The organism is Streptomyces sp. NPDC046887 (assembly GCF_040644755.1).
In the GTDB taxonomy this organism is placed as follows: Bacteria; Actinomycetota; Actinomycetes; order Streptomycetales; family Streptomycetaceae; genus Streptomyces; species Streptomyces lichenis.
This window is the reverse complement of the sequence record NZ_JBEYXH010000027.1, coordinates 63,942-90,806: the sequence shown is the minus strand read 5'-3', so window position 1 is coordinate 90,806 and position 26,865 is coordinate 63,942. Positions and strand designations below refer to the sequence as shown.

The 26,865-nt window shown below is 73.7% G+C and carries 23 protein-coding genes and 2 riboswitches; of the genes, 13 read left to right on the top strand and 10 right to left on the bottom strand.

Features of this window, described 5'->3' with window-relative positions:
* Positions 1-40 precede the first annotated feature (40 nt).
* Entirely contained in the window at positions 41-211 is a 171-nt protein-coding gene (gene rpmF / locus ABZ945_RS23075; protein WP_361272595.1) for a 50S ribosomal protein L32, read from the top strand.
* A gap of 99 nt (positions 212-310) precedes the next feature.
* On the opposite strand, the gene ABZ945_RS23070 is transcribed toward rpmF, so the two are convergent.
* Both ABZ945_RS23070 and ABZ945_RS23065 read right to left on the bottom strand, forming a co-directional pair.
* A complete protein-coding gene (locus ABZ945_RS23070; protein ID WP_361272593.1) occupies positions 311-1,516 on the bottom strand; it encodes a fused response regulator/phosphatase in 1,206 nt (401 codons plus the stop codon).
* Complete coding sequence (locus tag ABZ945_RS23065) at positions 1,513-3,126, bottom strand: ATP-binding protein (protein WP_361272591.1); 1,614 nt, start codon at positions 3,124-3,126, stop codon at positions 1,513-1,515. Before ABZ945_RS23065 ends, ABZ945_RS23070 begins: the two co-directional genes overlap by 4 nt.
* Before the next feature lie 122 nt (positions 3,127-3,248).
* Between ABZ945_RS23065 and ABZ945_RS23060 the strand changes: the two genes are divergently transcribed.
* Together ABZ945_RS23060 and ABZ945_RS23055 are read left to right on the top strand one after the other, a co-directional pair.
* Positions 3,249-3,638 (top strand): hypothetical protein, encoded by a 390-nt coding sequence (locus ABZ945_RS23060; RefSeq protein ID WP_361272588.1) that lies wholly within the window; start codon positions 3,249-3,251, stop codon positions 3,636-3,638.
* Entirely contained in the window at positions 3,610-4,041 is a 432-nt protein-coding gene (locus tag ABZ945_RS23055; RefSeq protein WP_361272585.1) for a response regulator, read from the top strand. The genes ABZ945_RS23060 and ABZ945_RS23055 overlap by 29 nt, the downstream gene beginning before the upstream one ends.
* A gap of 24 nt (positions 4,042-4,065) precedes the next feature.
* Here ABZ945_RS23055 and ABZ945_RS23050 read toward each other — a convergent pair whose 3' ends face one another.
* The 3 genes from ABZ945_RS23050 to ABZ945_RS23040 all read right to left on the bottom strand — a co-directional run bounded on the left by ABZ945_RS23050 (position 4,066) and on the right by ABZ945_RS23040 (position 5,973).
* The gene (locus ABZ945_RS23050; RefSeq protein WP_361272583.1) at positions 4,066-4,911 is read right to left on the bottom strand and encodes a sterol desaturase family protein; all 846 of its coding nucleotides are present in this window, start codon (positions 4,909-4,911) and stop codon (positions 4,066-4,068) included.
* A gap of 11 nt (positions 4,912-4,922) precedes the next feature.
* Entirely contained in the window at positions 4,923-5,669 is a 747-nt protein-coding gene (locus tag ABZ945_RS23045; protein WP_361272580.1) for a GntR family transcriptional regulator, read from the bottom strand.
* A 118-nt stretch (positions 5,670-5,787) separates the two neighbouring features.
* Positions 5,788-5,973, bottom strand: coding sequence for a hypothetical protein (locus tag ABZ945_RS23040; protein WP_361272578.1), 186 nt, complete (start codon positions 5,971-5,973; stop codon positions 5,788-5,790).
* A gap of 221 nt (positions 5,974-6,194) precedes the next feature.
* Between ABZ945_RS23040 and ABZ945_RS23035 the strand changes: the two genes are divergently transcribed.
* Together ABZ945_RS23035 and ABZ945_RS23030 are read left to right on the top strand one after the other, a co-directional pair.
* Positions 6,195-7,067, top strand: a complete 873-nt coding sequence (locus tag ABZ945_RS23035; protein ID WP_361272575.1) for a sigma factor-like helix-turn-helix DNA-binding protein — start codon at positions 6,195-6,197, stop codon at positions 7,065-7,067.
* Positions 7,064-8,476 (top strand): SsgA family sporulation/cell division regulator, encoded by a 1,413-nt coding sequence (locus tag ABZ945_RS23030; protein ID WP_361272572.1) that lies wholly within the window; start codon positions 7,064-7,066, stop codon positions 8,474-8,476. Before ABZ945_RS23035 ends, ABZ945_RS23030 begins: the two co-directional genes overlap by 4 nt.
* 14 nt (positions 8,477-8,490) lie before the next feature.
* Here the strand turns inward: ABZ945_RS23030 and ABZ945_RS23025 are convergent, their stop codons facing one another.
* Together ABZ945_RS23025 and ABZ945_RS23020 are read right to left on the bottom strand one after the other, a co-directional pair.
* Positions 8,491-8,754 carry a hypothetical protein gene (locus tag ABZ945_RS23025; RefSeq protein ID WP_361272569.1) on the bottom strand — a complete coding sequence of 88 codons (264 nt, stop codon included), beginning with the start codon at positions 8,752-8,754 and terminating at the stop codon, positions 8,491-8,493.
* A 59-nt stretch (positions 8,755-8,813) separates the two neighbouring features.
* Positions 8,814-10,241 (bottom strand): short-chain fatty acyl-CoA regulator family protein, encoded by a 1,428-nt coding sequence (locus ABZ945_RS23020; protein WP_361272567.1) that lies wholly within the window; start codon positions 10,239-10,241, stop codon positions 8,814-8,816.
* A 397-nt stretch (positions 10,242-10,638) separates the two neighbouring features.
* Between ABZ945_RS23020 and aceA the strand changes: the two genes are divergently transcribed.
* The 3 genes from aceA to ABZ945_RS23005 all read left to right on the top strand — a co-directional run bounded on the left by aceA (position 10,639) and on the right by ABZ945_RS23005 (position 14,368).
* Positions 10,639-11,922 (top strand): isocitrate lyase, encoded by a 1,284-nt coding sequence (gene aceA, locus ABZ945_RS23015; protein ID WP_361272564.1) that lies wholly within the window; start codon positions 10,639-10,641, stop codon positions 11,920-11,922.
* Positions 11,923-12,060: 138 nt separating this feature from the next.
* Positions 12,061-13,617, top strand: a complete 1,557-nt coding sequence (aceB, locus tag ABZ945_RS23010; RefSeq protein ID WP_361272562.1) for a malate synthase A — start codon at positions 12,061-12,063, stop codon at positions 13,615-13,617.
* Between the two features lie 262 nt (positions 13,618-13,879).
* Positions 13,880-14,368, top strand: a complete 489-nt coding sequence (locus ABZ945_RS23005; RefSeq protein WP_361272559.1) for a DUF4430 domain-containing protein — start codon at positions 13,880-13,882, stop codon at positions 14,366-14,368.
* A gap of 63 nt (positions 14,369-14,431) precedes the next feature.
* On the opposite strand, the gene ABZ945_RS23000 is transcribed toward ABZ945_RS23005, so the two are convergent.
* Positions 14,432-15,862 carry a hypothetical protein gene (locus ABZ945_RS23000; protein ID WP_361272557.1) on the bottom strand — a complete coding sequence of 477 codons (1,431 nt, stop codon included), beginning with the start codon at positions 15,860-15,862 and terminating at the stop codon, positions 14,432-14,434.
* Positions 15,863-15,977: 115 nt separating this feature from the next.
* A riboswitch (cobalamin riboswitch) is annotated at positions 15,978-16,057 on the bottom strand.
* 171 nt (positions 16,058-16,228) lie between these two features.
* A riboswitch (cobalamin riboswitch) is annotated at positions 16,229-16,300 on the top strand.
* 149 nt (positions 16,301-16,449) lie between these two features.
* On the opposite strand from ABZ945_RS23000, the gene ABZ945_RS22995 reads away from it, so the two are divergent.
* Genes ABZ945_RS22995 through ABZ945_RS22975 form a run of 5 tightly spaced genes read left to right on the top strand, consistent with a single transcriptional unit; the run spans position 16,450 to position 23,882 of the window.
* Positions 16,450-19,263 (top strand): prenyltransferase/squalene oxidase repeat-containing protein, encoded by a 2,814-nt coding sequence (locus ABZ945_RS22995; RefSeq protein ID WP_361272555.1) that lies wholly within the window; start codon positions 16,450-16,452, stop codon positions 19,261-19,263.
* Positions 19,263-20,210, top strand: coding sequence for a hypothetical protein (locus ABZ945_RS22990; RefSeq protein ID WP_361272552.1), 948 nt, complete (start codon positions 19,263-19,265; stop codon positions 20,208-20,210). The genes ABZ945_RS22995 and ABZ945_RS22990 overlap by 1 nt, the downstream gene beginning before the upstream one ends.
* Before the next feature lie 8 nt (positions 20,211-20,218).
* Positions 20,219-21,385, top strand: coding sequence for an energy-coupling factor transporter transmembrane component T (locus tag ABZ945_RS22985; protein ID WP_361272550.1), 1,167 nt, complete (start codon positions 20,219-20,221; stop codon positions 21,383-21,385).
* On the top strand, positions 21,382-23,034 hold the full coding sequence (locus ABZ945_RS22980; protein WP_361272548.1) for an ATP-binding cassette domain-containing protein: 1,653 nt from the start codon (positions 21,382-21,384) through the stop codon (positions 23,032-23,034). The genes ABZ945_RS22985 and ABZ945_RS22980 overlap by 4 nt, the downstream gene beginning before the upstream one ends.
* Entirely contained in the window at positions 23,031-23,882 is an 852-nt protein-coding gene (locus ABZ945_RS22975; RefSeq protein WP_361272545.1) for an ECF transporter S component, read from the top strand. Before ABZ945_RS22980 ends, ABZ945_RS22975 begins: the two co-directional genes overlap by 4 nt.
* Here ABZ945_RS22975 and ABZ945_RS22970 read toward each other — a convergent pair.
* A complete protein-coding gene (locus tag ABZ945_RS22970; RefSeq protein WP_361272542.1) occupies positions 23,869-26,079 on the bottom strand; it encodes a sulfatase-like hydrolase/transferase in 2,211 nt (736 codons plus the stop codon). The two genes, ABZ945_RS22975 and ABZ945_RS22970, sit on opposite strands and share 14 nt — an antisense overlap.
* Positions 26,080-26,113: 34 nt before the next feature.
* The gene (locus ABZ945_RS22965) at positions 26,114-26,863 is read right to left on the bottom strand and encodes an ABC transporter ATP-binding protein (protein WP_361272611.1); all 750 of its coding nucleotides are present in this window, start codon (positions 26,861-26,863) and stop codon (positions 26,114-26,116) included.
* Positions 26,864-26,865: the final 2 nt, after the last annotated feature.

The window sequence follows — 26,865 nt, the reverse complement described above, 5'->3', positions numbered from 1 at the left end:
GGTGGCGGGCGTTCCGATCCCGCGACCCCTGGAGTCCGTCATGGCCGTCCCCAAACGGAAGATGTCCCGCAGCAACACCCGCCACCGCCGCGCCCAGTGGAAGGCGAGCACCCCGGCACTGGTCCCGGTCACCGTGGACGGCCGGACCCATCTCGTACCGCAGCATCTGCGGCGGGCGTACGAGCGGGGCCTGCTCCACCCGGAGGGCTGAGCACCGCCGTACGGCAAGGGGGCCGGTGGACGTCAGGCCGCCGCCGCACCGCCTTCCCGGCCGGGCACCGCCGTAGCGGCGGGGGCCGGGGCGGGCGGATCAGCGGTGGCCGACGCGGCCGGCCGGATCCGGCTCCGCCACCAGCCCGCTCCACTCCAGCCGGAGGATGGCCAGGTCGTCGGTGTGCCGGTCGGCGTTGAGCTTGCGCACCTCGGTGATCAGCTCGTCCAGATGGGTGTCGGCGTCGGCGGCCGGGATGCGGTCCACCAGCTGGATCAGCCCCTCCACGCCGAGCCGTTCGTCCTCGTCGCCCTGGTGGCCCTCGATCAGGCCGTCGGTGTAGATCATCAGCGCCCCGTTGGCGGGCAGTTCGACCTCGCTGGGGTGCCAGTTGGCCAGGCCCGGCGCGATACCGAGGGCGATCCCGTGCGAGGCGCGCACCTCGCGGGCGGAGCCGCCGCCGGTGAGCAGCGGGGCGTGGTGCCCGGCGAGGTAGACGGTGGCCCGCCGCCCGGACTGGTCGACGCAGACCAGGGTGACGGTGGCGAACAGGTCGGCGTGGGTGCGCTCGGCCACCAGCATCCGCTCCAGCAGACCGAGCAGTTCACGGCCGCGGTGGCCGCCCAGGGTGAGGGCGCGCCAGGCGATGCGCAGGCAGACCCCGAGGGCCGCCGCGTCCGGGCCGTGGCCGCTGACATCGCCGACGATGGCGTGCAGCAGCCCGTCGGGGGTGTGCACCACATCGAGGAAGTCGCCGCCGAGCAGGGCGCGTTCCCGGCCCGGGAAGTAGCGGCTGGCGGCCGACACCCCGGAGGCGCCGAGCATCGGCTGCGGCAGCAGACCGCGCTCCAGCCGGGCGTTCTCCTCGGCGCGCAGCTGGCCCGCCTGGATGGCCGCGCTCACCCGCTCGGCCTGCTTGCGCTGGACGGCGTAGCGCACCGCGCGGTGCAGCAGGTCCGCTTCGACCCGGCCCTTGACCAGGTAGTCCTGGGCGCCGGCGGCCATGGCGTCGATCCCCGCCTGGGACTCCGCGAGACCGGTGAGCACGATGATCGCCGCGTGCGGGCCCGCCTCCTGGATGGTGTCCACCGCGCCGATGCCCATGGCGTCGGGCAGGTGCAGGTCCAGCAGGACGCAGTCGGCCGGATGGACGGCCAGCTCGGCGCGGGCCTCGGCCAGGGTGGTGCAGCGGGTCAGCTCGTAGCGCAGCCCGGTGTCGATCAGCAGCTCGTCGACCAGCAGCGCGTCACCGTCGTCGTCCTCGACCAGGACGATCCGGTACCGCGGTTCGGCGGCGGTGGTCATGATCTGGCCCCGGCCCGGCCGGTCCCGACCGCCTCCACGGCCGGCTCCGCCTCGGGCTCCGCGAGCTTGCCGGCCGCGAGGGTGAAGACGAAGCGGGTGCCCGGGGTGTGGTCCGGGTCGATGGTGATGGTGCCGCCGTGGAACTCCACGATCTTCTTGCACATGGCCAGCCCGATACCGCTGCCCGGGTAGGCCTCCTTGGTGTGCAGGCGCTGGAAGATGACGAAGACCTTCTCGGCGAACTCCGGGGCGATGCCGATGCCGTTGTCGCTGACCGAGAACCGCCACAGCTCGCCCTCGGGGGACGCCTCGATCCGGATCTCGGGCGCCCGGTCGGGGTGGCGGAACTTCACCGCGTTGGAGATGAGGTTCTGCCAGAGGATGCCGAGCTGGGTGGTGTCGCCGGTGATCGTGGGCAGCGGGTCGTGGACGACGGTCGTCCCGGACTCCTCGATGGCGACGCTCAGCGCGTCCACGGTCTGGTCGACCACCGTGCCGAGGTCCACGGCGCGGTGCTCGTTGTGGACGCGGCCGACCCGGGAGAAGTTGAGCAGGTCGTTGATGAGGACCTGCATCCGGTTGGCGCCGTCCACCGCGAAGCCGATGTACTGGTCGGCGCGGGCGTCCAGCTGGCCGGCGTAGCGGCGCTGGAGCAGCTGGGTGAAGCTGGAGACCTTGCGCAGCGGCTCCTGGAGGTCGTGCGAGGCGACATAGGCGAACTGCTCCAGCTCGGAGTTGGAGCGGCGCAGCTCGGCCGCCTGCTCGTCCAGCTGCCGGCGGGCCCGCTCGGTGAAGGCGAGCTCGTCCAGCAGCCGCCGGCGCATGGCGTCCACGTCCTCGCCGAGCCGGCGCAGGTCGGCGGGGCCGGTGGCGGCGACCTCGTGGGTGAAGGTGCCGCCGGCCACCTGGCGGGCGTCGGCGCCGAGCCGGGCCAGCGGGACGGTGATGCCCCGGCGCAGCCCCTCGAAGACCAGCGCGGCGAGCAGCACGATGAGCACCGCGATCGCCGCGAGCACCCCGTCCCGCAGCCGGACGGCGCCTTCCAGGTCCTCCACCCCGGCGACCCGTGCTTCGAGCAGGTGGTCCTGCTGGGCGTCCATCGCGGTGCGCAGGGCGTCGAAGGCGGCCTTGCCGTCGGCGGCCCGCTGGGCGGCCTGCGGGACGGCGGCACCGGGCGGTGCGGCCGCGACGGGCCTGGCGGTGCCCTCCTGCCAGGCCTCCGCCCTGGCGAGGACGGTGCCGAGGTCGGCGCGCTCCCGGCCGGTGTCCGGCAGCAGCTCCCGGAGATGGTCGACGGCCGCCTTCTCCTGGGTCAGTCCCTCCTGGTAGGGCTTCAGGAACACCTCGTCGCCGGAGAGGCCGTAGCCGCGGATCCCGGTCTCCTGGTTGACCAGGGCGGTCTCCAGACGGACGGCGCTGTTGAGCGCGGGGCTGCGGCGGTTCACCAGCTCGTCGGTGATGGCGGCGGCCCGGCTCAGGGTCCAGACGCCGACGCCGCCGAGCACGGCCAGCACGACCAGGGAGACGGTCACCCCGACCCGCAGCCAGCGCCGGGTGGTCCAGTTCGCCAGCGGGCCCCTGGACGGCGACGGCGTACGGTCGGTTGCCATGGGTGGTGTGCTCCTCGGGTGTGCGTCCCAGCCGCCCGCTCCGGACGCGCGGCGAAGATACTCTAGCCCTCTTTTGACAAGCCGTGTTGTCGATCGACAGTGGGATTGCCTACAGTGGCCCCATGCCTGGGATTCACTTCTCGCTGCGCCTGAGTGAGGAGGAGATCGCCGCGCTGGCGACCGGCGCGGTCGACGACCTCGTCCGCCGCCTCGTGCTGCGCGCCTTCCAGCCCCTGCCGTCCGACGGCGAACGGGCCGAGGCCCAGACCGAGGCGCTGGCCACGCTGCATATGCTCTTCCATCTGAAGGGCGCGATCGAGCGCCTGGAGGAGCAGGCCGCCCAGGACGCGGCGGACGCGGGCGCCGGCTACCCGCAGATCGGCCGGGCCTCCAGCATGACCAGGCAGGGTGCCCGGAACCGCTGGCCGGGACTGATCAGCAACCCTTCACCGAACCAAGCCGACCACACCACCGGAGCCAGTGATGATGACCGCCCCCGCTCGGCCCTATGACGTCCTGCTGGTCGAGGACGACGTCGCGGACGCCATGCTCATCCAGGACGCCCTGACCGAGCGCGGAACCCGCAACCTCACCCAGGTCGACGACGGGGTCGCCGCCCTGGAGTACCTGCGCGACCCGGAGAGCACCCGGCCCGACCTGATCGTGCTGGACCTCAACATGCCGCGGATGAACGGCCGGGAGCTGCTGGCGGTGCTCAAGGCCGACGAGCAGCTGCGCACCATCCCGGTGGTGGTGCTCACCACCTCCTCGGCCCCCGACGATGTGACCGGCGCCTACCGGCAGCACGCCAACGCCTATGTCACCAAGCCGGTGAACCTGGAGGACTTCGAGCGGGCGGTGCAGAGCATCGACGCGTTCTACCTGGACACCACCACCAAGCTGCCCCGGCAGTAGCCGCCCGCCGGGCGGGGAGGCGCCCTACGCCTCCGCCCGGGCGGTCAGGCCGGCCCGGTCCGCCGCGGGCGCCCATCCCGGCGGCCCGAAGAGGTAGCCCGCCCGGTCCCGCCAGCGCCGGGCGGAGCGGACGTCCCGCCAGGCGGCGGCGTACTCGTGGAAGGCGACCCGCAGCGGGTTGTGGGTCCCGATGTTCTTGGTCAGCCCGTAGCGGACGGGCTCGCCCTCGGCCTGGAAGGTGCCGCACAGCCGGTCCCAGACGATGAGGATGCCGCCGTAGTTGCGGTCCAGGTAGACGTTGTTGGAGCCGTGGTGGACACGGTGGTGGGACGGGGTGTTGAAGACCCACTCGACCGGCTTCCACAGCATTCCGACCCGTTCGGTGTGCAGGAAGAACTGGTAGACCAGGCTCACCGACTGCTGGAGCAGGATCATCCAGGGCGGGATGCCGAGCAGCGCCAGCGGCAGCCAGAACGGCAAGGTGGTCATCGGGGTCCAGCTCTGCCGCAGCGCGGTGGAGAGGTTGAACCGGACGCTGGAGTGGTGCACCACATGGCTCGCCCAGAGCACCCGCACCCGGTGGTGGGCGCGGTGGAAGGCGTAGTACGCCAGGTCGTCGGCGAAGAAGAGCAGCACCCAGGTCCCCGCCGAGGCGGCTGAGAGCCGCACCGGGGCGAGGGTGTAGAGGCCGGCGTAGGCGAGCAGGGCGACGGCCTTCCAGGGCAGTCCGATCACCTGGCTGCCGGCGCCCATGGTCATGCTGGTGGCGGTGTCCCGCAGTTCGTAGCCCCGCTCCTCGTCGTCGGGGGCGAAGCGGTAGGACAGCGCCTCGACGGCGACGAGCAGCACGAACGCGGGTATCGCGTACATCACGGCGGGGATCACGGTCGGTTCACCGGCCTTTCGGCGCGTTCGGCCGCCGGGGCGTTCTCGGCGGACGGGGGGATGCTGCGGGAGAGCAGTTCGCGGGCCAGCCGCTCGGCCGCCTCCGGTTCGCGGTCCGCGATATGCGCGGCGAGCCGCAGATGGGCCGGTACGTCGAGGAGTTCGGCGGTGCGCAGACCCATCGGCACCTCGGCGGTGGCGAGGGTGCCGCTCACCAGGGTGTTGAAGGCCAGCAGATAGGCGAGGTTGCCGGAGCCCTCCACGATCAGCCGCCACCAGGCCACATCGGCCGCGCCCAGGGCGGCGAGGTCGGGGCCGGCGGCGGCGTACCGCTCGGCGGCCCCCCGCACGGCCCGGGCGGCGGCGTCCGAGCCGCGGGCGGCGCACAGCCGGGCCGCGTCGGCGCCGATACAGGCGCGCATCTCCATGGCGTCCCGGGCGAGTTGCGGCAGGTCGGGGCCCTGCCCGGACTCGGCGAGGCCCACCGCCAGATCCAGCCCCGCGGTGTGCCGCCAGTCCAGGACGAGGGTGCGCCCGCCATGACTGACCTCCACCAGCCGGGCCTGCTGGAGGCGTTTGACGGCCTCCCGGACGGCGTGCCGGTTGACGCCGTACGCGGCGGCCATCTCGCGTTCGGCGGTCAGCGCGGAGCCCGCGGGCAGCGCCCCGCCGAGGATGCGGTCGCGCAGCCGCGCGTACAGCTGGTCGGAGACCGTCTCACGACGGAGGGGTGGTCCGGTCATGGCGGACAGACTGGGGCCTGGGGTGGCGCTGGTCAACTGGTTGGACCAGACTGCTCTTCTTGAGATGCGCGGCCGGGAGGGGGCTCGGCGCCCGGCACCTCCCGGCCTGCGTCCGGTATCAGTCCACGATGGCGTGGAAGAAGAGCACCGACCCGGCGAAGGCCGCGCCGCCGGCGAGGAAGCCGGTGGCCAGGACCTCGCCGGCGGCCACCGTCAGCGCTCCCGCGCCGACTCCGGTGACGATGCCGATCAGCAGGATGAGGGCGGTCCGCAGGCTCAGCAGCGGTTGATCAGGGTTGCTCATCGCTCGCTCATTTCCCTGACGTGACGTCAGTGGCGGGTCCGATGCCATTTGTTGGTGCTGTAGCGACGGCACCATCCGCTCCCCCCTGGTGACGTAGCTCACTCCGCGAGAGGGAAGAAATCCGGGTCACCCCCGGGGGGAGAACCGCGCGGCGCGCCTATGACGCAGACGTAGCGATCGAGCAGGGGCGCCGGCGCCCGGGGCTGAGGCGAGGAGCGGATGTGGCAGACGCGACCTTGGGTGGACTGGCATCCGACTCGGTCTCCGAGTCCGGCCGGGACCTCGCCTGCGATGAGGCGGCCGCGACGGGCCTGCCGGGCCTGGAGCGCGAACTGGCCCGACCGGGGCGGGCGATGGAGGACGAGGCGGCCCGCTGGGCCCGGCTGGAGGTCGACCGGCGCCTCGTCGAGATCTTCCAGGCGGACTGCTACACCGGGCCCCGTTTCACCAAAGCCTGCCAGGGCTGGATGGACTACAGCTGGCGCACCATGATCAAATGGATGAACCCCACCAGTGGCGCCGAGAGCATATTCGACCGTTCCGCCCGCGCCGGACGTCCCATCCCGTCACACCGGCGGGTGACGGACTGGACTTTGGCGGACCGCCATGAGATCGCGACCGACGCCGTGATCGACGGCCGAGCGCTCTTCACCGAGTACGGTCTGGTGCGCGGCAGATGGAACCCGCGCGGCGGCGCCTCACTCACCACCTACTTCGTCGGCGCCACGCTGCGCTCCTTCCGCCCCGTCTACGACCGCTGGTATGCGGAACGGGGCCACCGGCACGCGGAACTGCACCGGGTACCCGGACGCGACGGCCCGGAGGACGTCCTGGCGCGGATTCCCACCCAACCGGGCGCCGACCCCGGCAGTACCGCCGTGCTCCATGACGAATGCCTCAGGTTGCTGCAGGGGATCTCCGACCCCAAGCTCCGCGAGGCGCTTGTCCTTCGCGCCCTGGGACACACCCAGCGGGAGGCCGCCCACGTCGTGGGACTGTCGGAGAAGGCACTGGAACGGAAGACCAGTCGGGCCCGGGCTCGCCTGGCGAAGATCACCGCAGAGCCCACCCGGCGAGAGGGGGAAGCGCGATGAGCGTCCGGAAACACCACACGGAGGTCCAGGCCGCGGACGGCCTGGCGGCCGATGACTTCGACGCCTTGCTGCGGGCTTCCAGTCTGGGTGCTCCCCATGTGCTGGCCGAGACCGAACCCATACCGCCGGCCGTGCGGCACCGGCTGGACCAGGCCGCCGCCGCTCCCCCACCGGTATCACCGGAGCCGGCGGCCACCGGTGCCGCCGAACCCGAGTCGCCGCTCGGCCCGCCCCGTCCGGTCGCGGTGTTGTCCGGTGGCACGGCCCGGCAGCGGGCGGCCGCTTCCTCACGCCTCGTTTTGACCATGGACATCGCCGGGTCCCGAGCCGAGGAGGGCATGAGCGCCGGCATCCGCGGAAGACTGCGGACCTTGCTGTACGAAGTCCTGGAAAGCGCGATCGCCACCGATGTCACAACCCTCGGCGGCCGGAGGCAGACCGGGCACGCATATCCGTGCGGGCTCCTGACCGAACTGCCACGGGTTCTCGGTCAGACGCCCGCCTATGTCATTTACACGGACTCCGCCCGGGGCACTCCGCTGCTCAACAGCCCGCAGGGCATCGACTGGAGAGCGGCGGCGGACCGGGGGATCGTGCGCGACCTCAGCGTCCTGACACTCCACTTGTGGCGCATGCCCGGCTGTGACCGGGCTGTGCGCCCTCCCTTCGATACCCTCGTAGCCGCCTACCCGGACGGCCTGGCAGAGCCGTTCCCGGCGATGTGCGGCCCCGGATTCGCCCGGCCACGGCCCGAGGAGCCCGACGGCTGCACGGCCGGCACCCCGTTCGTGGTCTGGAACGGCATCAGGTCGGCCATGGAGCACCTCAGCACCGGTCTGCTCCAGGAACGCCCGTGGCCTGACCACCCGCTGCCCCCGGCCGAGGCCGGTCTGCCTCCCGACCCGGCGAGAAGGAGGTTCGAGGTGGCGCCGCCGGATCTCATGCCGGTGTGGCGCGCGCTCGCGGCATGCTGGTCGGCGCAGCACACCACGATGTTCCTCCGTCTGCATACCGACGAGGACGATCCGGGCCGGCCGCTGACCGCCCGCTTCACCTATCGGACGATGGATCCGTACGCAGTCGAGATCGTGTTCCACCCGCGGAGCCCCGACGCGAAGAGGTGGGTCTTCGCCCGGGAGCTGCTGCTGACCGGGTTGGACCGGAGCGCAGGCGACGGCAATGTCACCGTGCGCCCCCGCCCTTCCCCCGGCTCCGGCGGCGGGACCTTCATCCAGTTGAGGTCCGCTCAGGGCACCGCCCTGCTGTCCGCGCCGCGGACCGACCTGGAGGAGTACCTGGAACGGACCCAGCGGACCGTCCCCAGAGGCAGGGAGACCGAGCACCGGAGCGAGACGCTGGAGAACCTCGAACGGGAACTGGCCTCGCTGGCTCCCGGCGCGGTCGGCTGAGGTCGGTGGGGCGTTCAGGGGTGGCTGTGGTGCCAGATGAAGGCCATCGCGCCGGAGCCGGGGCGGTAGCCGGGGGCGTCCCGCCAGAGGCGGACCAGTCCGGCGGCGACCTGGGCCTCGGCCTCTGCGGAGGTGGCGCCGCGGGCCCGGCGGCGGCTGAGCAGCAGGGGGGTGACGCGGTCGTAGAGGTGGCCGAAGGCGGTGCGGTCGCCGCGGCCCACCTGTACCAGCAGCTCGTCCAGTCGGCCCTGCCCGGTGCGGGCGCTGTCCTCGGTCATCACAGCGGCCGACTGCCCCGCCGGGCCGGTCCCATGCCCCGCCGGGGCCAGGCGGGTGGTCAGGGGCGGTCGGCCGGGTCGGCCGCCACCGGGTAGGGGACGAAGGTGCTGCGGTTCTCGTCGACGTCGAGCCGGCGGCCGAGGGCGGGTGCGGCGCGCTGGGGGCAGTCCAGCCGCTCGCAGACCCGGCAGCCCATGCCGATCGGGGTGGCGGCGGAGCCGCTGCCCAGGTCCAGGCCGTCGGAGTAGACCAGCCGTCCGGCGTGGCGCAGTTCGCAGCCGAGGCCGACGGCGTAGGTCTTGCCCGGTTCGCCCCAGCCGCCGCGGTGGCGGGTGATGGTCCGGGCGATCCAGAGGTAGCGCTGCCGGTCCGGCATCTCGGCGACCTGGACGTCGATCCGGCCGGGTGAGGCGAAGGCCTCGTAGACGTTCCAGAGCGGGCAGGTGCCGCCGCCGCGGGAGAAGTGGAAGCCGGTGGCGGACTGCCGCTTGGACATGTTCCCGGCCCGGTCGACCCGGACGAAGGAGAACGGCACCCCGCGCAGCCGGGGGCGCTGGAGGGTGCTGAGGCGGTGGCAGACCGTCTCGTAGCCGACGCCGTAGCGGTCGGTGAGCCGCTCGATGTCGTAGCGGACCTCCTCGGCGGCGGTGTGGAAGGCCCGGTACGGGAGGATCAACGCCGCGGCGAAGTAGTTGGCGACGCCGATGCGGGCCAGGGAGTGCGCGGGGGTGCCGGGTTCGAAGTCGTCGCCGGCCTCCTGGTCGAGCCCGTCGCCGTACTCCAGCAGAGCGAGCTGGGTGGCCATCCGGAAGGCCCGCTGGCCGGGGCGGAGCCGGCCGGAGAGGTGCAGGGTGCGGGTGGGTCGGTCGTAGTGGTGGAGGTGGTCGCCGGCGTCGGCGGAGAGCCGTACGCCGTGGGCGTCGGCGAGCCGGGCGCTGAGCGCGCCGATGACCTCGCCGGGCCGGATGCCGATGGCCGCGGCCAGCTCCTCGGCGGCGAGGTCGGTGGCGTCCAGGTAGTTCTGGCGGCGGTAGAAGAAGTCGCGGATCTCCTCGTGCGGGGTACGGGGCAGCCCGGCGCCCCGGCCGGGCCCCTGCTCCCGGCCGTCGGCGGTGTCGGCCACCCGCTCGGCCAGCGCCTGGTTGCGGCGGCCGAGGTCGACCAGCACCCGGGCCACGGCGGGCATCTTCGAGGCGAGCTCGGCGAGGTCGGAGGGGGCCACCCGGGCCTCGGCGAGCTCCCCGGCGAGGGCCTCGCGCAGATCGGCGACCAGCCGGGTGGTGTCCCGCTCGGAGAAGAAGCCCGGGTCCACGCCGAAGGTCTCGGTGAGCCGGAGCAGCACCGGCACGGTGAGCGGCCGGGAGTCGTGCTCCATCTGGTTGAGGTAGCTGGGCGAGATGGCCAGGGCGCGGGCCAGCTCGGCCTGGCTCATCCGGCGCTCCTCGCGCAGCCGGCGCAGCCGCGCCCCCGCGTATGTCCTGCCCACCGTCGCGCTCCTTTCGTGGCCGGGTGTCCGTGCCTCGCCGTCGGCTGTCAGCGTACGTGCCGGAAGGGGCCGTCGGAGCCTTGGCAGAGTTGGCAAATCGGAAGGGCAAGATTCGCAGAAGTTGGCAGTTGTCCATGGTTGATGGCACTCAGTGCCAGTGTCACAGTCGTCTCACGGCCCGCCGGACCATCGGCGGCAAGCACGGGACACCGGGCGCGATTCATGCCCTGACGTCGGGGATCCGGGGTCCCGCGAGATGCCGGTCCGGGCAGCATTGCTCAGCTCATCCGGCGGCGGTGCGGCGGGCCGCGCACAGAGATTGCGACACGGAGTGCCACCTCCGCGGACAGCAGCCGCGAGGTTGGCAACAGGGACACCCGAGGAGACGGTGAAGGCCATGGCAGAGGCGAAGACGACGGCGGCCGAGGAACTGGCGCGGCGCTGGGCCACCGACCCCCGGTGGAACGGCATCGAGCGCACCTACGGCCCGGAGGAGGTGCTGCGGCTCTCCGGCAGCGTCCGCGAGGAGCACACCCTCGCCCGGCGCGGAGCGGAGCGGCTCTGGCGCCAGCTGCATGAGCGCGACTACGTCCACGCGCTGGGCGCGCTCACCGGCGGACAGGCCGTCCAGCAGGTGAAGGCCGGGCTCCAGGCGATCTACCTGTCCGGCTGGCAGGTGGCCGCCGACGCCAACCAGGCCGGCCATACCTACCCGGACCAGAGCCTCTACCCGGCCAACTCGGTGCCGCAGGTGGTGCGCCGGATCAACTACGCGCTGCTGCGCGCCGACCAGATCGCCACCTCCGAGGGCGGCACCGACACCACCGACTGGCTGGCGCCGATCGTCGCCGACGCCGAGGCCGGGTTCGGCGGCCCACTCAACGCCTTCGAGCTGACCAAGGCCATGATCGCGGCGGGCGCGGCCGGCATCCACTACGAGGACCAGCTGGCCTCGGAGAAGAAGTGCGGCCACCTCGGCGGCAAGGTGCTGGTGCCCACCTCCCAGCACATCCGCACCCTCAACGCGGCCCGGCTGGCGGCCGACATCGCCGATGTGCCCACGGTGGTCATCGCCCGTACCGACGCGCTCGCCGCCAATCTGCTCACCAGCGACGTGGACGAGCGGGACGCCGAGTTCGTCACCGGTGAGCGCACCGCGGAGGGCTTCTACCGGGTGCGCAACGGAATGGCCCCCGTGATCGCCCGCGGCCTGGCCTACGCCCCGTACGCGGACCTCATCTGGGTCGAGACCGGCACCCCGGACCTGGCGCAGGCCCGCGAGTTCGCCGAGGCGATCCACGCGCGGTACCCGGACCAGATGCTGGCCTACAACTGCTCGCCGTCCTTCAACTGGAAGGCCGCGCTGGACGACGACCAGATCGCCAAGTTCCAGCGGGAGCTGGGCGCGATGGGCTACCGCTTCCAGTTCATCACCCTGGCCGGCTTCCACTCGCTCAACCACGGCATGTTCGACCTGGCCAAGGGCTACGCCGAGCACGGGATGACCGCCTATGTGGAGCTCCAGGAGCGGGAGTTCGCCGCCCAGAAGGACGGCTTCACCGCCGTGAAGCACCAGCGGGAGGTCGGCACCGGGTACTTCGACCTGGTCTCCACCGCCGTTAACCCCAACTCCTCCACCACGGCGCTGTCCGGCTCCACCGAGGAGGAGCAGTTCCACTAGGCCTTGCCAGGCCCGCTTCGACCGGTCCGGGTCACCGTTCGGGCAGTGCGGGGTCCCGGACCCGCTCCCTCCCCTCCCCTTCCCTTCCCTCCCCACCCCTCCCCCAGCCGGCCGCCCCCACCCCCGTAGGAGAGACCGATGACCATCAGCGCACTGGACAGCCGCGTCCGCGTCCTCGCGGCTCCGGGCGACCGCCATGACGAGATCCTGACCCCGGCGGCCCTGGACTTCGTCGGCCGGCTGGCCGGCGCCTTCGCCGAGCGCCGCCGCGAACTGCTCAAGGAGCGCAGGCGGCAGGCGATCCGGCTGGCGGCGGGCTCCCCGCTGGACTTCCCCCTGGCCACCCGGGCGATCCGCGCGGACACCTCCTGGCGGGTGGCGCCGCCCGCGCCGGGCCTGGTGGACCGGCGGGTGGAGATCACCGGCCCGCCCACACCCGGCATGGCCGCGCGGGCGGCGGCCTCCGGAGCCGATGTGTGGATGGCGGACTTCGAGGACGCCACCGCGCCCACCTGGGAGAACATCATCGCCGGGCAGCTCTGCCTGCTCGATGTGACCGGCCGGGCACCGGCCCCGGGCGGCCGGCCCACCCTGATGGTCCGGCCGCGCGGCTGGCATCTGGACGAGGAGCACCTGGAGTTCGACGGCCGTCCGGTGCCGGCCGCGCTGGCCGACTTCGGGCTGTACTTCTTCCACTGCGCCCGGCGGCAGATCGAGGCCGGGCAGGGGCCGTACTTCTACCTCCCCAAGCTGGAGAACCGCTACGAGGCCCGGCTCTGGAACGATGTCTTCCTCCTGGCCCAGCGGCTGCTGGACATCCCGCGCGGCACCGTGCGCGCCACCGCGCTGATCGAGACGATCACCGCCGCCTTCGAGATGGAGGAGATCCTGCACGAGCTGCGCGAGCACGCCGCCGGGCTCAACGCGGGCCGCTGGGACTACCTGTTCAGCCTGATCAAGACCTTCGGGCACCGCACCGACTTCCTGCTGCCGGACCGGGACCGGGTCACCATGACCGCCCCGTTCATGCGGGCCTACACCGAGCTGCTGGTGCGCACCTGCCACCGGCGCGGGGCGCACGCCATCGGGGCGATGTCCGCCGAGGTGCCGGGGCCCGGCCCGGCCGCCCGGGAGGCCGCGCTGGCCGCCGTGCGGCGCGACAAGGAGCGCGAGGCGGAGGACGGCTTCGACGGCTCCTGGGTCGCCGCCCCGGAGCTGGTGGAGGTCTGCCGGGAGGCGTTCGGCACCGTGCTCGGGGGCGATCCGCACCAGCTGGGCCGCACCCGGGAGGATGTGGAGGTCAGCGCCCGGGACCTGCTGTCGGTGCGCCGGATCAGCGGGCGGCCCACCCCGGAGGGGGTGCGCTCCGACATCGCGGTGGCGCTGCGCTACTACGCCGCCTGGATCGGCGGGCGGGGCGCGGTGGTGCTGGACGGGCTGATGGAGGACGCGGCGACCGCGGAGATCGCCCGCACCCAGGTGTGGCAGTGGCTGCGCCACCGGGTGGTGGAGCGGGCCGAGGTGATCCGGCTGCTGGACGCCGAGGCGGCGGCGCTGCTCGCCGAGGACCCGTCGGCCCCGGTGGCCGAGGCCCGGGAGCTGTTCGAACGCACCGCGCTGGCTCAGGAGTTGCCGCTGTTCTTCACGCCGGGGGCGTACCGCGAGCAGCTGGTGCTCCACCCTGACGTGGACTGAGACGACCGGGCTGAGGGGCCCGGTGGGCGCCGGCTGAGGGGCCGGCCGCTGCTGCCCGGTGGCTGAGGGGCCGCCGGACACGAGGACGGTACGGGGCGGTGCGCGGCCGGAGAGACCGCGCCCCGCCCCGTATCCGTACCCCTTCGCCCGAACTTCCCTTGTGTGTAACGACTTTCGGCTTACGATGCAGCCGCCCGGGCGCCCGCCCGAACCCTCCGGTCCCTCGGAGGAGCCACCGTCTTCGACTTCCGGAGGTTCCGCCATGCGCACCGCTCTCGTCCGCCGCGCCGTCATACCGGCCGCCGTGCTCGGTCTCGCCCTCACCACCGCGCCCGCCGGCGCGCACGCCAAGCCCGCCCCGAGGACCAACGCCCCGATCAAGGTGAGCCTCACCGTGCAGGGGCCGGACGGCACCCTGTTCCAGGGCCGGATCAGAACCAAGGGCCATGAGGTCACCACCGCCACCGGCGGCACCCACAAGTGCGACGGGACCAACGGCGGCGCCCACCCGTCGGCGGTGCCCACGCCGACGGCGGCGCTGGACGACGCGGCCCGCAAGCGCCACTTCACCTGGGACGGGACCTGGTACCCGTCCTTCGAGGACTTCTCGGTGGACACCATCAAGAACGTGAGCGGCGGCGCCTCCGCCTACTGGAACATCTCGGTCAACGGGGTGTCCACCCCGGTCGGCGGCTGCCAGTTCAAGCTGAAGGCCGGTGACAAGGTGGCCTTCACCTGGACCTCGTTCTAGTCGCACGGCTTGGGGGGCCGGGCGGGTGCCCGGCCCCCGTACCGCCCCCGTACCGCCGCCGGCTCAGGAGCCGTAGCGCAGGGCGATGGTGTCGCCGGCGTTGATCACCTTGTTGCGGGCGGCGCCGGCGAAGGCGGAGCCGTCCACGCTGACCTTCCAAGTGGAGGAGCCGCTGTTCGCGGTGCCGTTCACAGCGGTGATGGTGCCGGTGCCGGAGGACGGGGTGACGCTGGTGACGCAGCCGGCCGGGGTGGCCGCGGTGGTGGCCGCGTTCAGCACGTCCCCGAGGGTGGTGGTGGTCCCGGTCGGGGTGATCGACACCGAGCAGACCTTGAGGTTGCCGGTGCCGTCGTCCACGGTGAGCCCCAGCTTGGTGGCCGTCCCGGCGGTGAAGGCGCTGGTGGCGACCCACTGCGGGGCGCCGGAGGTGACCGGCACCGGCGGGGCGGCGGTGAAGCCGCCGGCGGCGATCGCGCGCACCGCGTCGATGGACGAGTAGGCCGACGGCGAGGTGTCGGTGGTCAGGTACTTGAAGCCGCCGCCGGGGGTGAACTGCTGGGCACGCAGGAAGTCGATCGGGGTCTTCCCGGCCGGGGTGAGGAAGTCCCCGGTCTGCGGGTTGATACCGCAGGCGTTCAGCCCGGAGACCGCCCAGGCGTTGGAGCTGGTGTTGATCCCGAACATGGCGTTGAACGCACCGGTGTTGTTGGCCAGCTTCGACTTGAGGAAGTTCTTCGCCTGGACGATGTCGGTGTCGGTGTTCGGCACCCCGGAGACGCAGAGCGCGGCCATCGAGGCGCCGGTCATGTCGATGTCGCTGGGCTGGTTGAGGGCGGTGGGATCGCCCTCGGCCTTGCTGTAGTTCCAGCCGCCGTCGTTGTGCTGGTTGGCCCGGATCCGGGTGACCATCTTGTCGGTGAGCGCCTGCGGGACGCGCGCGGTCCCGGACTGGGTCTTGGCGCCGCGCAGCGCCAGGGCGGCGAAGACGGTGCCGTTGTAGTTGGCGGACGGGCCGAAGTAGCCGGCCTCGGCGGTCTGCCAGTAGCCGTAGATGTGGGCGATCAGGTTGCGCGAGGCGCTGACCCGGGCCGGGTCGATGCCGGCCGCGTACGCGTTGAGGGTGGCCCGCTCGTAGTCGGTGACCACCGGGGAGCCGGACGGCCAGCCGGCGGTGGAGAGCAGGTTCCGGTAGACGGTGCGGGCGTTCTTGCTGGTGTCGCCGCCCGGGGTGACGTCCACCGCGGCGGTGCCGGCGGCGGCGAAGGCGCTGAAGGCCCACTCGTTGGACAGTCCGGAGCCGGCGTAGGAGCCGTCGGCGGCCTGGAGGGTCTTGAGGTAGGCGACCCCGTTGGCCTTGGAGGTGGCGATCTGCGCCGGGGTGGAGGTCGCGGCGGCCGGCAGCACGGTCAGCGCGAAGGCCCCGAGGGCGGCGGGCAGCGCGAACGCCAGGCGTCTGGCGGCGCGGGGACGGGATGCGGGGTGCGGACGGGACATGGCCTGCTCCTTGGTGGGGGACGCCGGCCGGGCGCGCCGCCGCCGTGGGCGGCCGGGCACGGGTGGGCCGCCGTCCGAGCGCGAGGTACGGCTTCCTGGTGGTGCACCGCCCCATGGGCATTCGGGCTCGGTGCGGCCTTCCCGCCGCCCCACACCGCTGCGCGTCAGCCCCGGATTCGCACCGGGTTCCCCCATGTGGCAGCTCTGGGACGGTACCGCCGGAGCGCGGCCCTGGCCACGGGGGCCGGTGGGCGGGCGGTGAGAGCCACGCCACCTTGACGGCCGTCGCACCGCCGTGTGTAATCCGGCTGACGGTCAGACAAGATGAACCGACCGTCACAGAGTCAGACAGTAAGCCAGTACCAGGGGAAGCCGGTCGAATCCCGGCGCTGACCCGCAACCGTAGGCCCGCGTTCCGCGCGGGCGAGCCGGAATGCCTGGGCTGGGAGCAGTGTCGTGAAGAACACTGTCGCGAGAAGCGCCGTCGCGGACTACGGCGTGGTTCGACCAGCCCCGGTGCCCGCTTCGGCCGCCCGGGGCCTCCTGCCACGTTCGGACACCGCACGGCCGACCTTTGAGGGGCCGGGGTGGGGACGGGAATCGGATCGGGCGGGCACGCCCGGAGACCGCTGTCGCTGGTGTCGGCGGCGCTGCTCGCCTTCGGCGCCTGCCTGGCGTACGCGACGGGGGCGGGGCCGGCGGTGGCCGCGCCCGTGGAGGAGTGCACCGCGGTCAAGGGCGCGGTCGTCGCGGTGGACTTCGGGCCGTTCGGCGGCAAGGTCGAGCGGGGCTGCGACCCCACCCCGACCACCGGCTACGAGCTGCTGTACGAGGCCGGGTTCGGCACCGAGGGCACCCAGCACGACGGGCCCGGGTTCCTCTGCCGGATCGGGTACGAGGGCTTCAACGGCGGCAAGCGCTACCCGACCCCGGACAAGGAGAAGTGCGTCCTCACCCCGCAGGCAACCGCCTACTGGTCGTACTGGGTGGCGCCGCGCGGCCAGGACCACTGGTCCTACAGCAACAAGGGCGCCATGGCCCGCGAGCTGAAGCCGGGCGATGTGGACGCCTGGGTGTTCGGCGGCACCGACGTCGGCGGCACCACCGGAAAGCCGACCTTCACCCCGGACGACGTACGGGCCAAGGGCGGCGAGGAGCCGGATCCGGGCGGCGGCGACCCGCAGGTGCCGCCGGGCCGGGTGGACGTGCCCAAGGCGGCCCGCTGGCTGCTCGGCCGGCTGACCGACGGGGAACGGGTCGTGGACCCGGACGCCGAGGGCCCCAATCTGTACGCCACCACCGAGGCGGCGTTCGCCCTGGCCTCCGCCAAGGGCCAGGGGCCCGAGCTGGCCAAGGTCACCGCCTTCCTCTCCTCACCCGCCACCACCACCGGCTACGGCTGGCCGGACGGCGTTGACCAGCCGCCGAACGCGGCCGCGCTGGCCCGGCTCGCCCTGGTGGCCCAGACCTCCGGCGGCGACCCCCGGGCGTTCGGCGGCAAGGACCTGATCGCCACCCTGGCCGCCCAGGTGTGCGCCACCGGACCCGGCGCGGGCTGCACCGCCCCCGGTGACTTCGTCAACGCCTCCTCCGCCGAGGGCCAGGCGCACGCCCTGCTCGCCCTGGAGCGGGCGGGCGTCCAGCCGCCCGCCCCGGCGGTCCGGCGGCTGGCGGCCCAGCAGTGCCCGAACGGCGGTTTCTCCTATGTCCTCATCCGGGAGGGCGAGAACTGCGACCCGGACCCGGGCACCACCGCGTCGGCCGCCCTGGTGCTGAAGCGGACCGGCGGGCAGGACGCCGCCGTGGCGAAGGCGCTGGCCTATCTGAAGAAGGAGCAGCAGCCGGACGGCTCCTACCTCGGCTGGACCGGGGCGCCGAGCGGCAGTTCGCCGGTCACCGCGGCGGCCGCGCAGGCGCTGCGCGGCCTCGGTGAGGGGGCCAGGGCCGAGGCCGCGGTGGCCTGGCTCTCCCGGCAGCAGCGCCCCGAGGGCGGCTTCGGCTTCGAGGACGGGGCCGACACCACGGTGAACGCCACCGCCCCGGTGTTGCTGGCGGACGCCGGTACCAGCCTGGTCGAGCTGACCGCGAAGAAGCCGGGCCCGGGGCCGAAGCCGACCGACCCGGATCCCGAGCCCACCACGCCCGGCCCGAAGCCGACCAAGCCCGGACCGACGCCCACCAAGCCGGCCCCGCTCCCCGGGGACGGGCCGGACCTCGCCCGGGGCAGCGCCTATCTGACCAAGCCGGCCAACCTCCAGCGCGGCGTCTACTACTTCGACCTCTCGCGCACCCGGGCCGACCACGGCCTGACCATCGACGGCGCCTTCGCGCTCGCCGCCACCGGCGAGGACCCGCAGACGCTGCGGCGCATCGTGGACTTCCTGGACGGGCTCGGCAAGGACCCCGGCGGGAAGACCATCCGGAACTACACCGGTCTGGGCACCGAGTACCCGATGAGCGGCAAGACCGGCAAGACCGCGCTGCTCGCCGAGGTGGTGGGCCGCGACCCGCGGAACTTCGGCGGGCAGGACCTGATCGCCGGGCTCGGCAAGCTGGTGTGCGGGGCCAAGATCGAGTCCGACACCCGCAAGTGCGCGGGCCCGGGCGCCTACACCTACGTCGACTCGGTCTTCGGCCAGTCGCTAGGGATCATGGCCCAGCTGCGCGCGGGCGAGAAGAAGGCCGCCGAGGCACCGGTGGCGTACCTCCTGAGCCTCCAGCAGGACGGCGGCGCCTGGCCCAGCATCATCCCCAGCACCGGCAACTCCGACGTGGACTCCACCGCGATGGCCGCGATGGCCGTGGACCTGGCCGGGGGTGAGCGGGCCGAGCGGGCGGTGGACAAGGCGCTGGCCTTCCTGGCGGGCAAGCAGCAGTCGGACGGCGGCTTCCTGGGCGCCTCGGACACCGGCTCCTCGGTGAACTCCACCGCCCTCGCCATCCAGGGGTTCGCCCTGGACGCCGGGAAGTACCGGGCCCAGATCATCAAGGCGCGGAAGTTCCTGGCCACCCAGCAGAACAAGGACGGCGGGTTCAACGTGGCCGCCCGGGAGCCCGGTTCGGACATCCGGGCCTCCGCCCAGGCGATCAGCGGCGCCGAGGGCATCTCCTTCGCCACCCTGACCGGGGATCTGAACGGCACCGTCGAACAGCCGCCCGGCCCGGCGCCCTCCCCCGGTGCCTCGGCCCCGGTGATCGTCACCCCGGGCGACACCGGAGGTACGGCGGTTGCGGGTGGCACCGGCGGTTCCGGGGCCACCGCCCAGGGTGGCAGCGGCTCGCTGGCCGCCACCGGCGTCCGGGTCGGGGCGCTCGCCGCCCTGGCCGCGCTGCTGTCGCTGGCCGGCTGGTGGACCGTGGCGTACGCCCGCCGTCAGCGCACGGCGCACGGGGGGCGGTGATGGGCTCCACCCGTACCGTCCGGGCACTGGCCCGGGGCGCGGCCGCGCTGGCGGTCGCCGCCGGGGCGCTCACCGCGACGGCGGCCCCCGCCTCGGCCGCCCCGCAGCCCATCGGGCAGTGCACCACCTCCTCCGGGGTGGTGCTGGCGGTGGACTTCAGCCACTGGGGCGGCCCGGTCTACCGCTCCTGCGGCACCACCCCCACCACCGGCTTCGAGCTGCTCAACCAGGGCGGCTGGCGCACCACCGGCACCGGGCACGACGGTCCGGCCTTCATCTGCCGGATCGGCTACAGCGGGCACCAGGGCGGGCGGCAGTACCCGACCTCCGCCGACGAGAACTGCGTGCTCACGCCTCCGGCCACCGCCTACTGGTCGTACTGGCACGCCGACCCGGGCGAGGACACCTGGGAGTACAGCCAGCTGGGCGCCATGTCCTACCGGCCCAAGCCGGGCAGCGTGGACCTGTGGATCTTCGGCGGTACGGACATCGAGGGCACCAAGGGCCGCCCCACCGTCACCCCGGACCAGCTGCGCGCCCGCAACGCGCGCCCCACCGGCGGGAGTCAGCCCCGGCCGCCCGCGCCCCGGCCCGCCGACGGCGGCCAGGACCAGGGCGCCCGGCCCCCGGTCACCCATACCCCGGCCGCTCCCCCGCCGACTACGCCCACCCCGGCCGCCCCGCCCTCGACGAAACCGAAGAAGACGTCCGCGCCCACCCCGTCTCCGTCCCCTTCGGTATCCGCCTCGCCCTCGCCGTCCGCCTCGGTCGCCGCCGCGCCGAAACCGACCGCGGCCGACGGAGCGAAGGTGGTGGACGCGGCTCCGGCCGCCGAGGCCGCGCACGACCCGGGGTCGGTGTGGCCGGTGGTGGCGACCGCCGCGCTGGTGCTGGCGCTCGGCGGCGGTGCCGGGTACGCGGCCAGGCGCCGGCGCCGTACCGAGTAGGCGGCCCGGTGTCCCGTACCACCCCGGCCACGCCCCGTACCACCGCGGCCCCGGACACCCGGGGCCGCCGGCTGCCCCGCCAACTGCACCCGGTGGCCTGGTGGATCTGGGCGCTGGCGCTGGCCACCGCGGTCAGCCGCACCAACAACCCGCTGCTGCTCTTCCTGGTGCTGGCGGTGCTCGGCTTCGTGGTGACCGCCCGCCGCACCGAGGCGCCCTGGGCCCGGGGGTTCCGCTACTACCTGTGGCTGGCGCTGACGGTGGTGGCGATCCGGGTGGTGTTCCGGGCGGTGTTCGCCACCGGGACCACCCCCAGCGACCACTTCCTCTTCGCCCTGCCGCGTATCCCCACCCCCGACTGGTACGCCGGGATCCAGATCGGCGGGCCGGTGTCGCTGGAGGCGCTGCTGTCGGCCGCCACCGACGGGCTGCGGCTGGCCTGCATGCTCTGCTGCATCGGCGCGGCCAACACCCTGGCCAACCCCAAGCGGGCGCTGCGGGTGCTGCCCGGGGCGCTGTACGAGCTGGGGGTGGCGGTCACCGTCTCGCTGAGCGTGGCCCCGCAGCTGGTGCAGAGCGTGCAGCGGGTGCACCGGGCGCGTCGGCTGCGGGCCGGGCGGAGCAAGGGACTTCGTGCTCTGCGCGGGATCGTGGTCCCGGTGCTGGAGGACGCCCTGGAGCGGTCGCTGCGGCTGGCGGCGGCGATGGACTCGCGCGGGTACGGGCGGGCCGGTTCGGCGACCGCGCGCTCCCGCCGGGTGACCGGGGTGCTGATGCTGTCCGGGATGTGCGGGCTGTGCGCCGGAGCGTACGGGCTGCTGGACGCCACGGCGCCCGCGCTGCTGGGCTTTCCGGCGCTGGGCGCGGGGGCGCTGCTCTGTGTGGCCGGGCTGCGGCTGGGCGGCCGACGGGTGACCCGTACCGCCTACCGGCCGGACCCCTGGCGGGCGGCGGAGTGGGCGGTGGCGGGGTGCGGGGTGGTGTCGGCGGTGGTGCTGTTCGCCGGTACCGGCTTCGACGCGGCCGATCTCAACCCGTCGATCTACCCACTGGGCTGGCCGGCGCTGCCACCGGTTCCGGCGGCCGCGATCCTGCTGGCGGGGGCCGCCGGACTGGCCGCGCCACCGCCCCGGGCGCACCGTCCATCCACCACCACGACCAGGAACAGCGGATGATCATCTTCGAGCAGGTGAGCGTCGTCTACGACGGGGCCACCGAGCCCGTGCTGAAGGATGTGGACCTCACCATCGAGGAGGGCGAACTCGCCCTGGTCGTCGGGCACACCGGCGTCGGCAAGTCCACCCTGCTGGGCGCGGTGAACGGGCTGGTGCCGCACTTCACCGGCGGCACCCTGTACGGGCGGGTGACCGTGGACGGCCGGGACACCGCCCACCATCCGCCGCGTGAACTCGCCGATGTGGTGGGGGTGGTGGGGCAGGATCCGCTGGACGGTTTCGTCACCGACACCGTCGAGGAGGAACTGGCCTACGCCATGGAGCAGTTGGCGGTGGCTCCGGCGGTGATGCGCAAGCGGGTGGAGGAGACCCTGGATCTGCTGGGGCTGGCCGATCTGCGCCACCGTGCGCTGTACGAGCTGTCCGGCGGCCAGCAGCAGCGGGTGGCGATCGGCTCGGTGCTCACCGCCCATCCCCGGGTGCTGGTGCTGGACGAGCCCACCTCCGCGCTGGACCCCACGGCGGCCGAGGAGGTGCTGTCGGCGGTGACCCGGCTGGTGCACGACCTGGGGGTGACGGTGCTGCTGGCCGAACACCGGCTGGAGCGGGTGGTGCAGTACGCGGACCGGGTGATCCATCTGCCCGGCGGCGGACGGGTGGAGTCCGGGGCGCCCGCCGAGGTGTTCCGCACCTCCGCCATCGCCCCGCCCTTGGTGGAGCTGGGCCGGGCGGCCGGCTGGGAGCCGCTGCCGCTGTCCATCCGGGACGCCCGCCGCTCGGCCGCCCCGCTGCGGGAGCGGCTGCGGGGAGCGGAGGTGCCCGCCGTCCGGCCGCCCGCCGAGCGACCGCGTCCGGTGCTGCTGACCGCCCGCGGGGTGTCGGTCGCCTACCAGGGGGTGCCCGCGGTACGGGAAGTGGAGTTGGAGCTGCGCGGCGGTGAGGTGACCGCGCTGATGGGGCGCAACGGCTCGGGCAAGTCCTCGCTGCTCTGGGCGCTCCAGGGCTCCGGGCCGCGCCGGGCCGGTCGGGTGCGGGTGCTCGCGGACGCCGAGGGCGGCACGGCCGACCCGCGCGAGCTGCCGGCGGCCGGGGCGCGACGGCTGGTCGGACTGGTGCCGCAGACCCCGACGGACCTGCTCTATCTGGAGTCGGTCAAGGAGGAGCTGGAGCAGGCGGACGCGGACGCCGCAGTCCCGGGCGGCGAGACGGGCGGGCCGTCGGCCCGGGAGATCCTGGACCGGCTGGCGCCCGGCATCCCGGACGCGATCCATCCACGGGACCTCTCCGAGGGGCAGAAGCTGGCGCTGGTGCTGGCCGTGCAGCTGTCCGCCGCGCCCGGGGTGCTGCTGCTGGACGAGCCCACCCGGGGCCTGGACTACACGGCCAAGGCTCAGCTCATCGGGATCGTGGACGCGCTGGCGGCGGAGGGCCGGGCGGTGGTGGTCTCCACCCATGATGTGGAGTTCGTGGCCCGGGCGGCGGACCGGGTGGTGGTGATGGCGGAGGGGGACATCGTCGCGGACGGGCCGACCGGCGAGGTGATCACCGCGTCGCCGGTGTTCGCGCCGCAGGTGGCGAAGGTGCTCGCCCCGCTGCCGTATCTGACCACCGGCCAGGTGACGGCCGTGCTGGGTGGGGAGCCCTCGTGACGGCCCCCAGGCGGACCGTGGCGGTGCGGATCAGTCCGCGGGCCGGGGTGGTGATCGTGCTGGCCTCCTTCCTCGGACTGGTCGCCTTCTTCTGGCCGTTCGTGGTCGCCCCCGGGAAGTTCGGCTCGAACTACGCGCCGCCGCTGATCTTCGGGGTGCTGCTGGTGCTGGTGCTCTGTGTGGTGGTGTCGGAGATCGCCGAGGGCGGGGTGGACTCCAAGGCGCTGGCCATGCTGGGGGTGCTGTCGGCGGTGAACGCGGCGCTGCGGCCGCTGGGCGCGGGCACCGCGGGCATCGAGACGGTGTTCTTCCTGCTGGTGCTGGCGGGGAGGGTGTACGGGCCGGGGTTCGGCTTCACCCTGGGCTGCACCTCGTTGTTCGCCTCGGCGCTGATCACCGGCGGGGTCGGGCCCTGGATGCCGTACCAGATGTTCGGCTGCGCCTTCGTGGGGATGCTGGCCGGACTGCTGCCCCGGGCGACCGGGCGGGGCGAGGTGCTGATGCTCGCGGTGTACGGCTCGCTCTCCGGGTATCTCTTCGGCTTTCTGCTCAATCTGTCGTTCTGGCCGTTCTCGGTGGACCCCGGCAGTTCGATCGCCTATCTGCCGGGGCTGCCGTTCACCGAGCAGTGGCAGCGGTACCTCGCCTTCGATGTGGCGACCTCGCTGGGCTGGGACACCGGGCGGGCGGTGACCAACTTCGTCTGCGTACTGCTGGCCGGCCCGGCCGTACTGGCGGTGTTCCGGCGGGCGGCCCGCAAGGCCCGCTTCCAGGCCCCGGTGCGCTTCAGCCCCTCCCCGCCGCCCGCACCGGAGCCTCCGGAGAAAGGGCAGGTCAGACCACGGTGACCCGGGCCAGCGCCCAGGAGGTGTGGTCGAAGCCGGAGTTGCCGTTGGCGTCCTGGACCACCAGGCGCAGCACCCGCACCCCGCGGACGTCCAGGTCCACGGTGGCCGGGCCGCTGGCGGCGGTGAGCACCGGGCTGATGTAGAGCAGCCGGTCGTCGCCGTGGACCAGGGCGCGGGTGGCGCCGGCGGTGGACTGCCGGGCGGAGAAGTCGTCGATGCCGACCAGGGCGGTGAACCGGCCGCCTCTGCCGCCCAGGTGGTAGGCGAGGTCGCTGGGCGCGTGGACGCCGAGCCCCTTGGCGTACACCGTGCCACCGAAGGCGATGGGGGTGCCGTCCCCGGCCGCGTTCTTCCCGTTGGAGGTGTCCTTCTCGACCGGGCCCCAGCCGTTGGCGGCGGAGATCCAGACCAGATCGGAGAGGTAGGAGTCCCGGGTCGGGGCGGGCGGCGGAGTGGTGACGGTGGCGCGGTCGGTGTACGTGACCGGGCCGCCGGGGGCGGTCGCGGTGCCGGTGGCGGTGAGCGGCCAGGGGGTGCCCGGGGCGGCGCCGGCCGGCGGGGTGACCTGCCAACTCGCGGTGAGCCGCGCGCCGGGGGCGAGCCGGTCGGCGGTGGTCGGGCCGGTGGCGGAGACGGCCCAGCCGGCCGGGGCGGCGAGGGTGAGCCGGGCGGCGGTCCAGGGCCGGGGGGAGCCGTTGGCGAGGGTGGCGGTGACGGTGGCGGGCCGCCCGGGGACGGCGAGGGAGGGCGCGGTGAGCCGGGTCCCGAAAGGGGTGCGCGGATACGCGTCCTGCCAGGAGGAGCGCATCAGCGCCACCAGGGCGGCCGCGGTGGAGGGGTGCCGCCCCGCCACGTCGCTGCGCTCACCGGGGTCGGTGGCGAGGTCGTACAGCTCGACCTGCCACTGGTCGTCGGGGAGGCTGTGATCGCGTACGGGGGCGAAGCGCACCGCCTTGTAGTTCTCGCGGCGGACCGCCTCGGCGAGCCAGGTGGCCCGCCCCTGGTCCTCCTTGTTCGCCCGGCTGGTCACGCCCTGCTCGTCGCGGAACCAGTAGAGGTGGCCGTGGCGGGCGGCGTCCGTGCCCCCGGCCAGCAGCGGGGCGGCGGAGAGCCCGTCGGTGTCGGCGGGCGCGGGGGCGCCGCCGAGTTCGGCGAGGGTGGGCAGCAGATCGGTGAGCGGGGTGGGGCGGGCGATGGTGCCCGCGGTGACCCGGCCGGGGCCCCAGGCGATCAGCGGGACCCGGATGCCGCCCTCGTAGAGGTTGCGCTTGTAGCCGCGCAACGGGCCGTTGGAGTCGAAGAGTTCCGGGTTGGCGCCGCCCTCCTCGTGCGGGCCGTTGTCGCTGGTGACCAGCAGCACGGTGTCCCGTTCCAGGCCGTGGGCGCGCAGCCGGTCCACCACCCGGCCGACCAGGGTGTCCAGGAAGGTGACCTGGGCGGCGTGGCCCTGGTTGGCGGCGGACCAGCCCCGCCCGGCGTAGGCCTCGGAGCCGGGCACCTTGTCGCTGGGCGCGTGCGGGGTGTTGGGGGTGAGCAGCAGCAGGAAGGGCTCGGCGCGGTGGGCGTCGATGAAGTCCAGGGCGCGGCGGGCGAACAGCTCGGGGGCGTAGGCGCCCTGCTTGCCGCCCGCGTTAACGGGGATGGTCTCCTTGGTGCCGTTGTGCCAGAGGTACTCGGGGTAGTACTGGTGGGCGTGGCCATGGGTGAGGTAGCCGTAGAACTCCTCGAACCCCCGGTCGGTGGGGTGGCTGGCCTGGCCGGCGGCCTCCGGGCCGAAGCCCCATTTGCCGATGACGGCGGTGCGGTAGCCGCGGGCCTTCAGCACCTGGGCGAAGGTGGTGTCCTCGGCGGTCAGCGCGCCCTGGGCGCCGGAGGGGTTGGCCCGTACGGTGGCGTGGCCGGTGTGCAGCCCGGTCAGCAGGGAGCAGCGGGAGGGGGCGCAGACGGCGGCGGTGGAGTAGGCGTCGGTGAAGCGCAGCCCCTCGGCGGCCAGCCGGTCAAGGCGCGGGGTGGCGATCAACTTCTGGCCGTAGGCTCCGAGTTCGCCGTAGCCGAGGTCGTCGGCGAGGACGAGGACCACATTGGGCGGGCGGACGGCGGAGGCCGGGGTGGCGGCGGTGGCGGCCGAGGGATCGGGCAGGGCGGTGAGGCCGAGCGCGGCGGCCGAACCGGCGAGGACGGTGCGTCGTCTGGGCATGGCGGGCTCCTCTGTGGGGGGAAGGGGCGGTGCGCTACTCGGTACGGATACGGGTCGGGGCGGCCGCCGGGTCTCCGGCCGCGCGGACCAGTTCGGTGACCCGGGCTCGTAGCGCGGTGAACTCCGGTGCGATGCGCAGCTGTTCGGTGGCGAGATCCCGGGCGGGCACCGCGACCTCGGCCACCACCCGGCCCGGTGCCGGGGCCATCACCAGGACCCGGTGGCCGAGCAGGACGGCCTCCTCGGCGGAGTGGGTGACGAACAGCACGGTGGTGCGGGTGGTGGCGGCCAGCTCGCGTACCTCCTCCTGGAGCCGTTCCCGGGTGAGGGCGTCCAGCGCGGAGAAGGGCTCGTCCATCAGCAGGATCTCCGGCTCGGTGGCCAGCGCCCGGGCGATGGCGACGCGCTGCTGCTGGCCCCCGGACAGTTCCCAGCTCCGCCGCTCGCCGAGTCCGGCCAGGCCCACCCGGGCCAGCAGGGCGTCGGCCCGGGCGGCCCGCTCGGCGCGTGGGACACCGTGGCGGGCCAGTGCGTAGCAGACGTTGCCACGGGCGGTGCGCCAGGGGAAGAGCCGGGGCTGCTGGAAGACCACTCCGGTGGAGCGGCGCACCTGAACGGTGCCGGCGGTGGCGGTCTCGAAACCGGCGACGGTGCGCAGCAGGGTGGTCTTGCCGCAGCCGGAGGGCCCGGTGAGCACGGTGAACTCCCCGGCGGGGACGGTGAGATCGACCCCGTCCACGGCGGCGGTGGACCCGTACTCCACCCGTACCCCGCGCAGTTCTATGT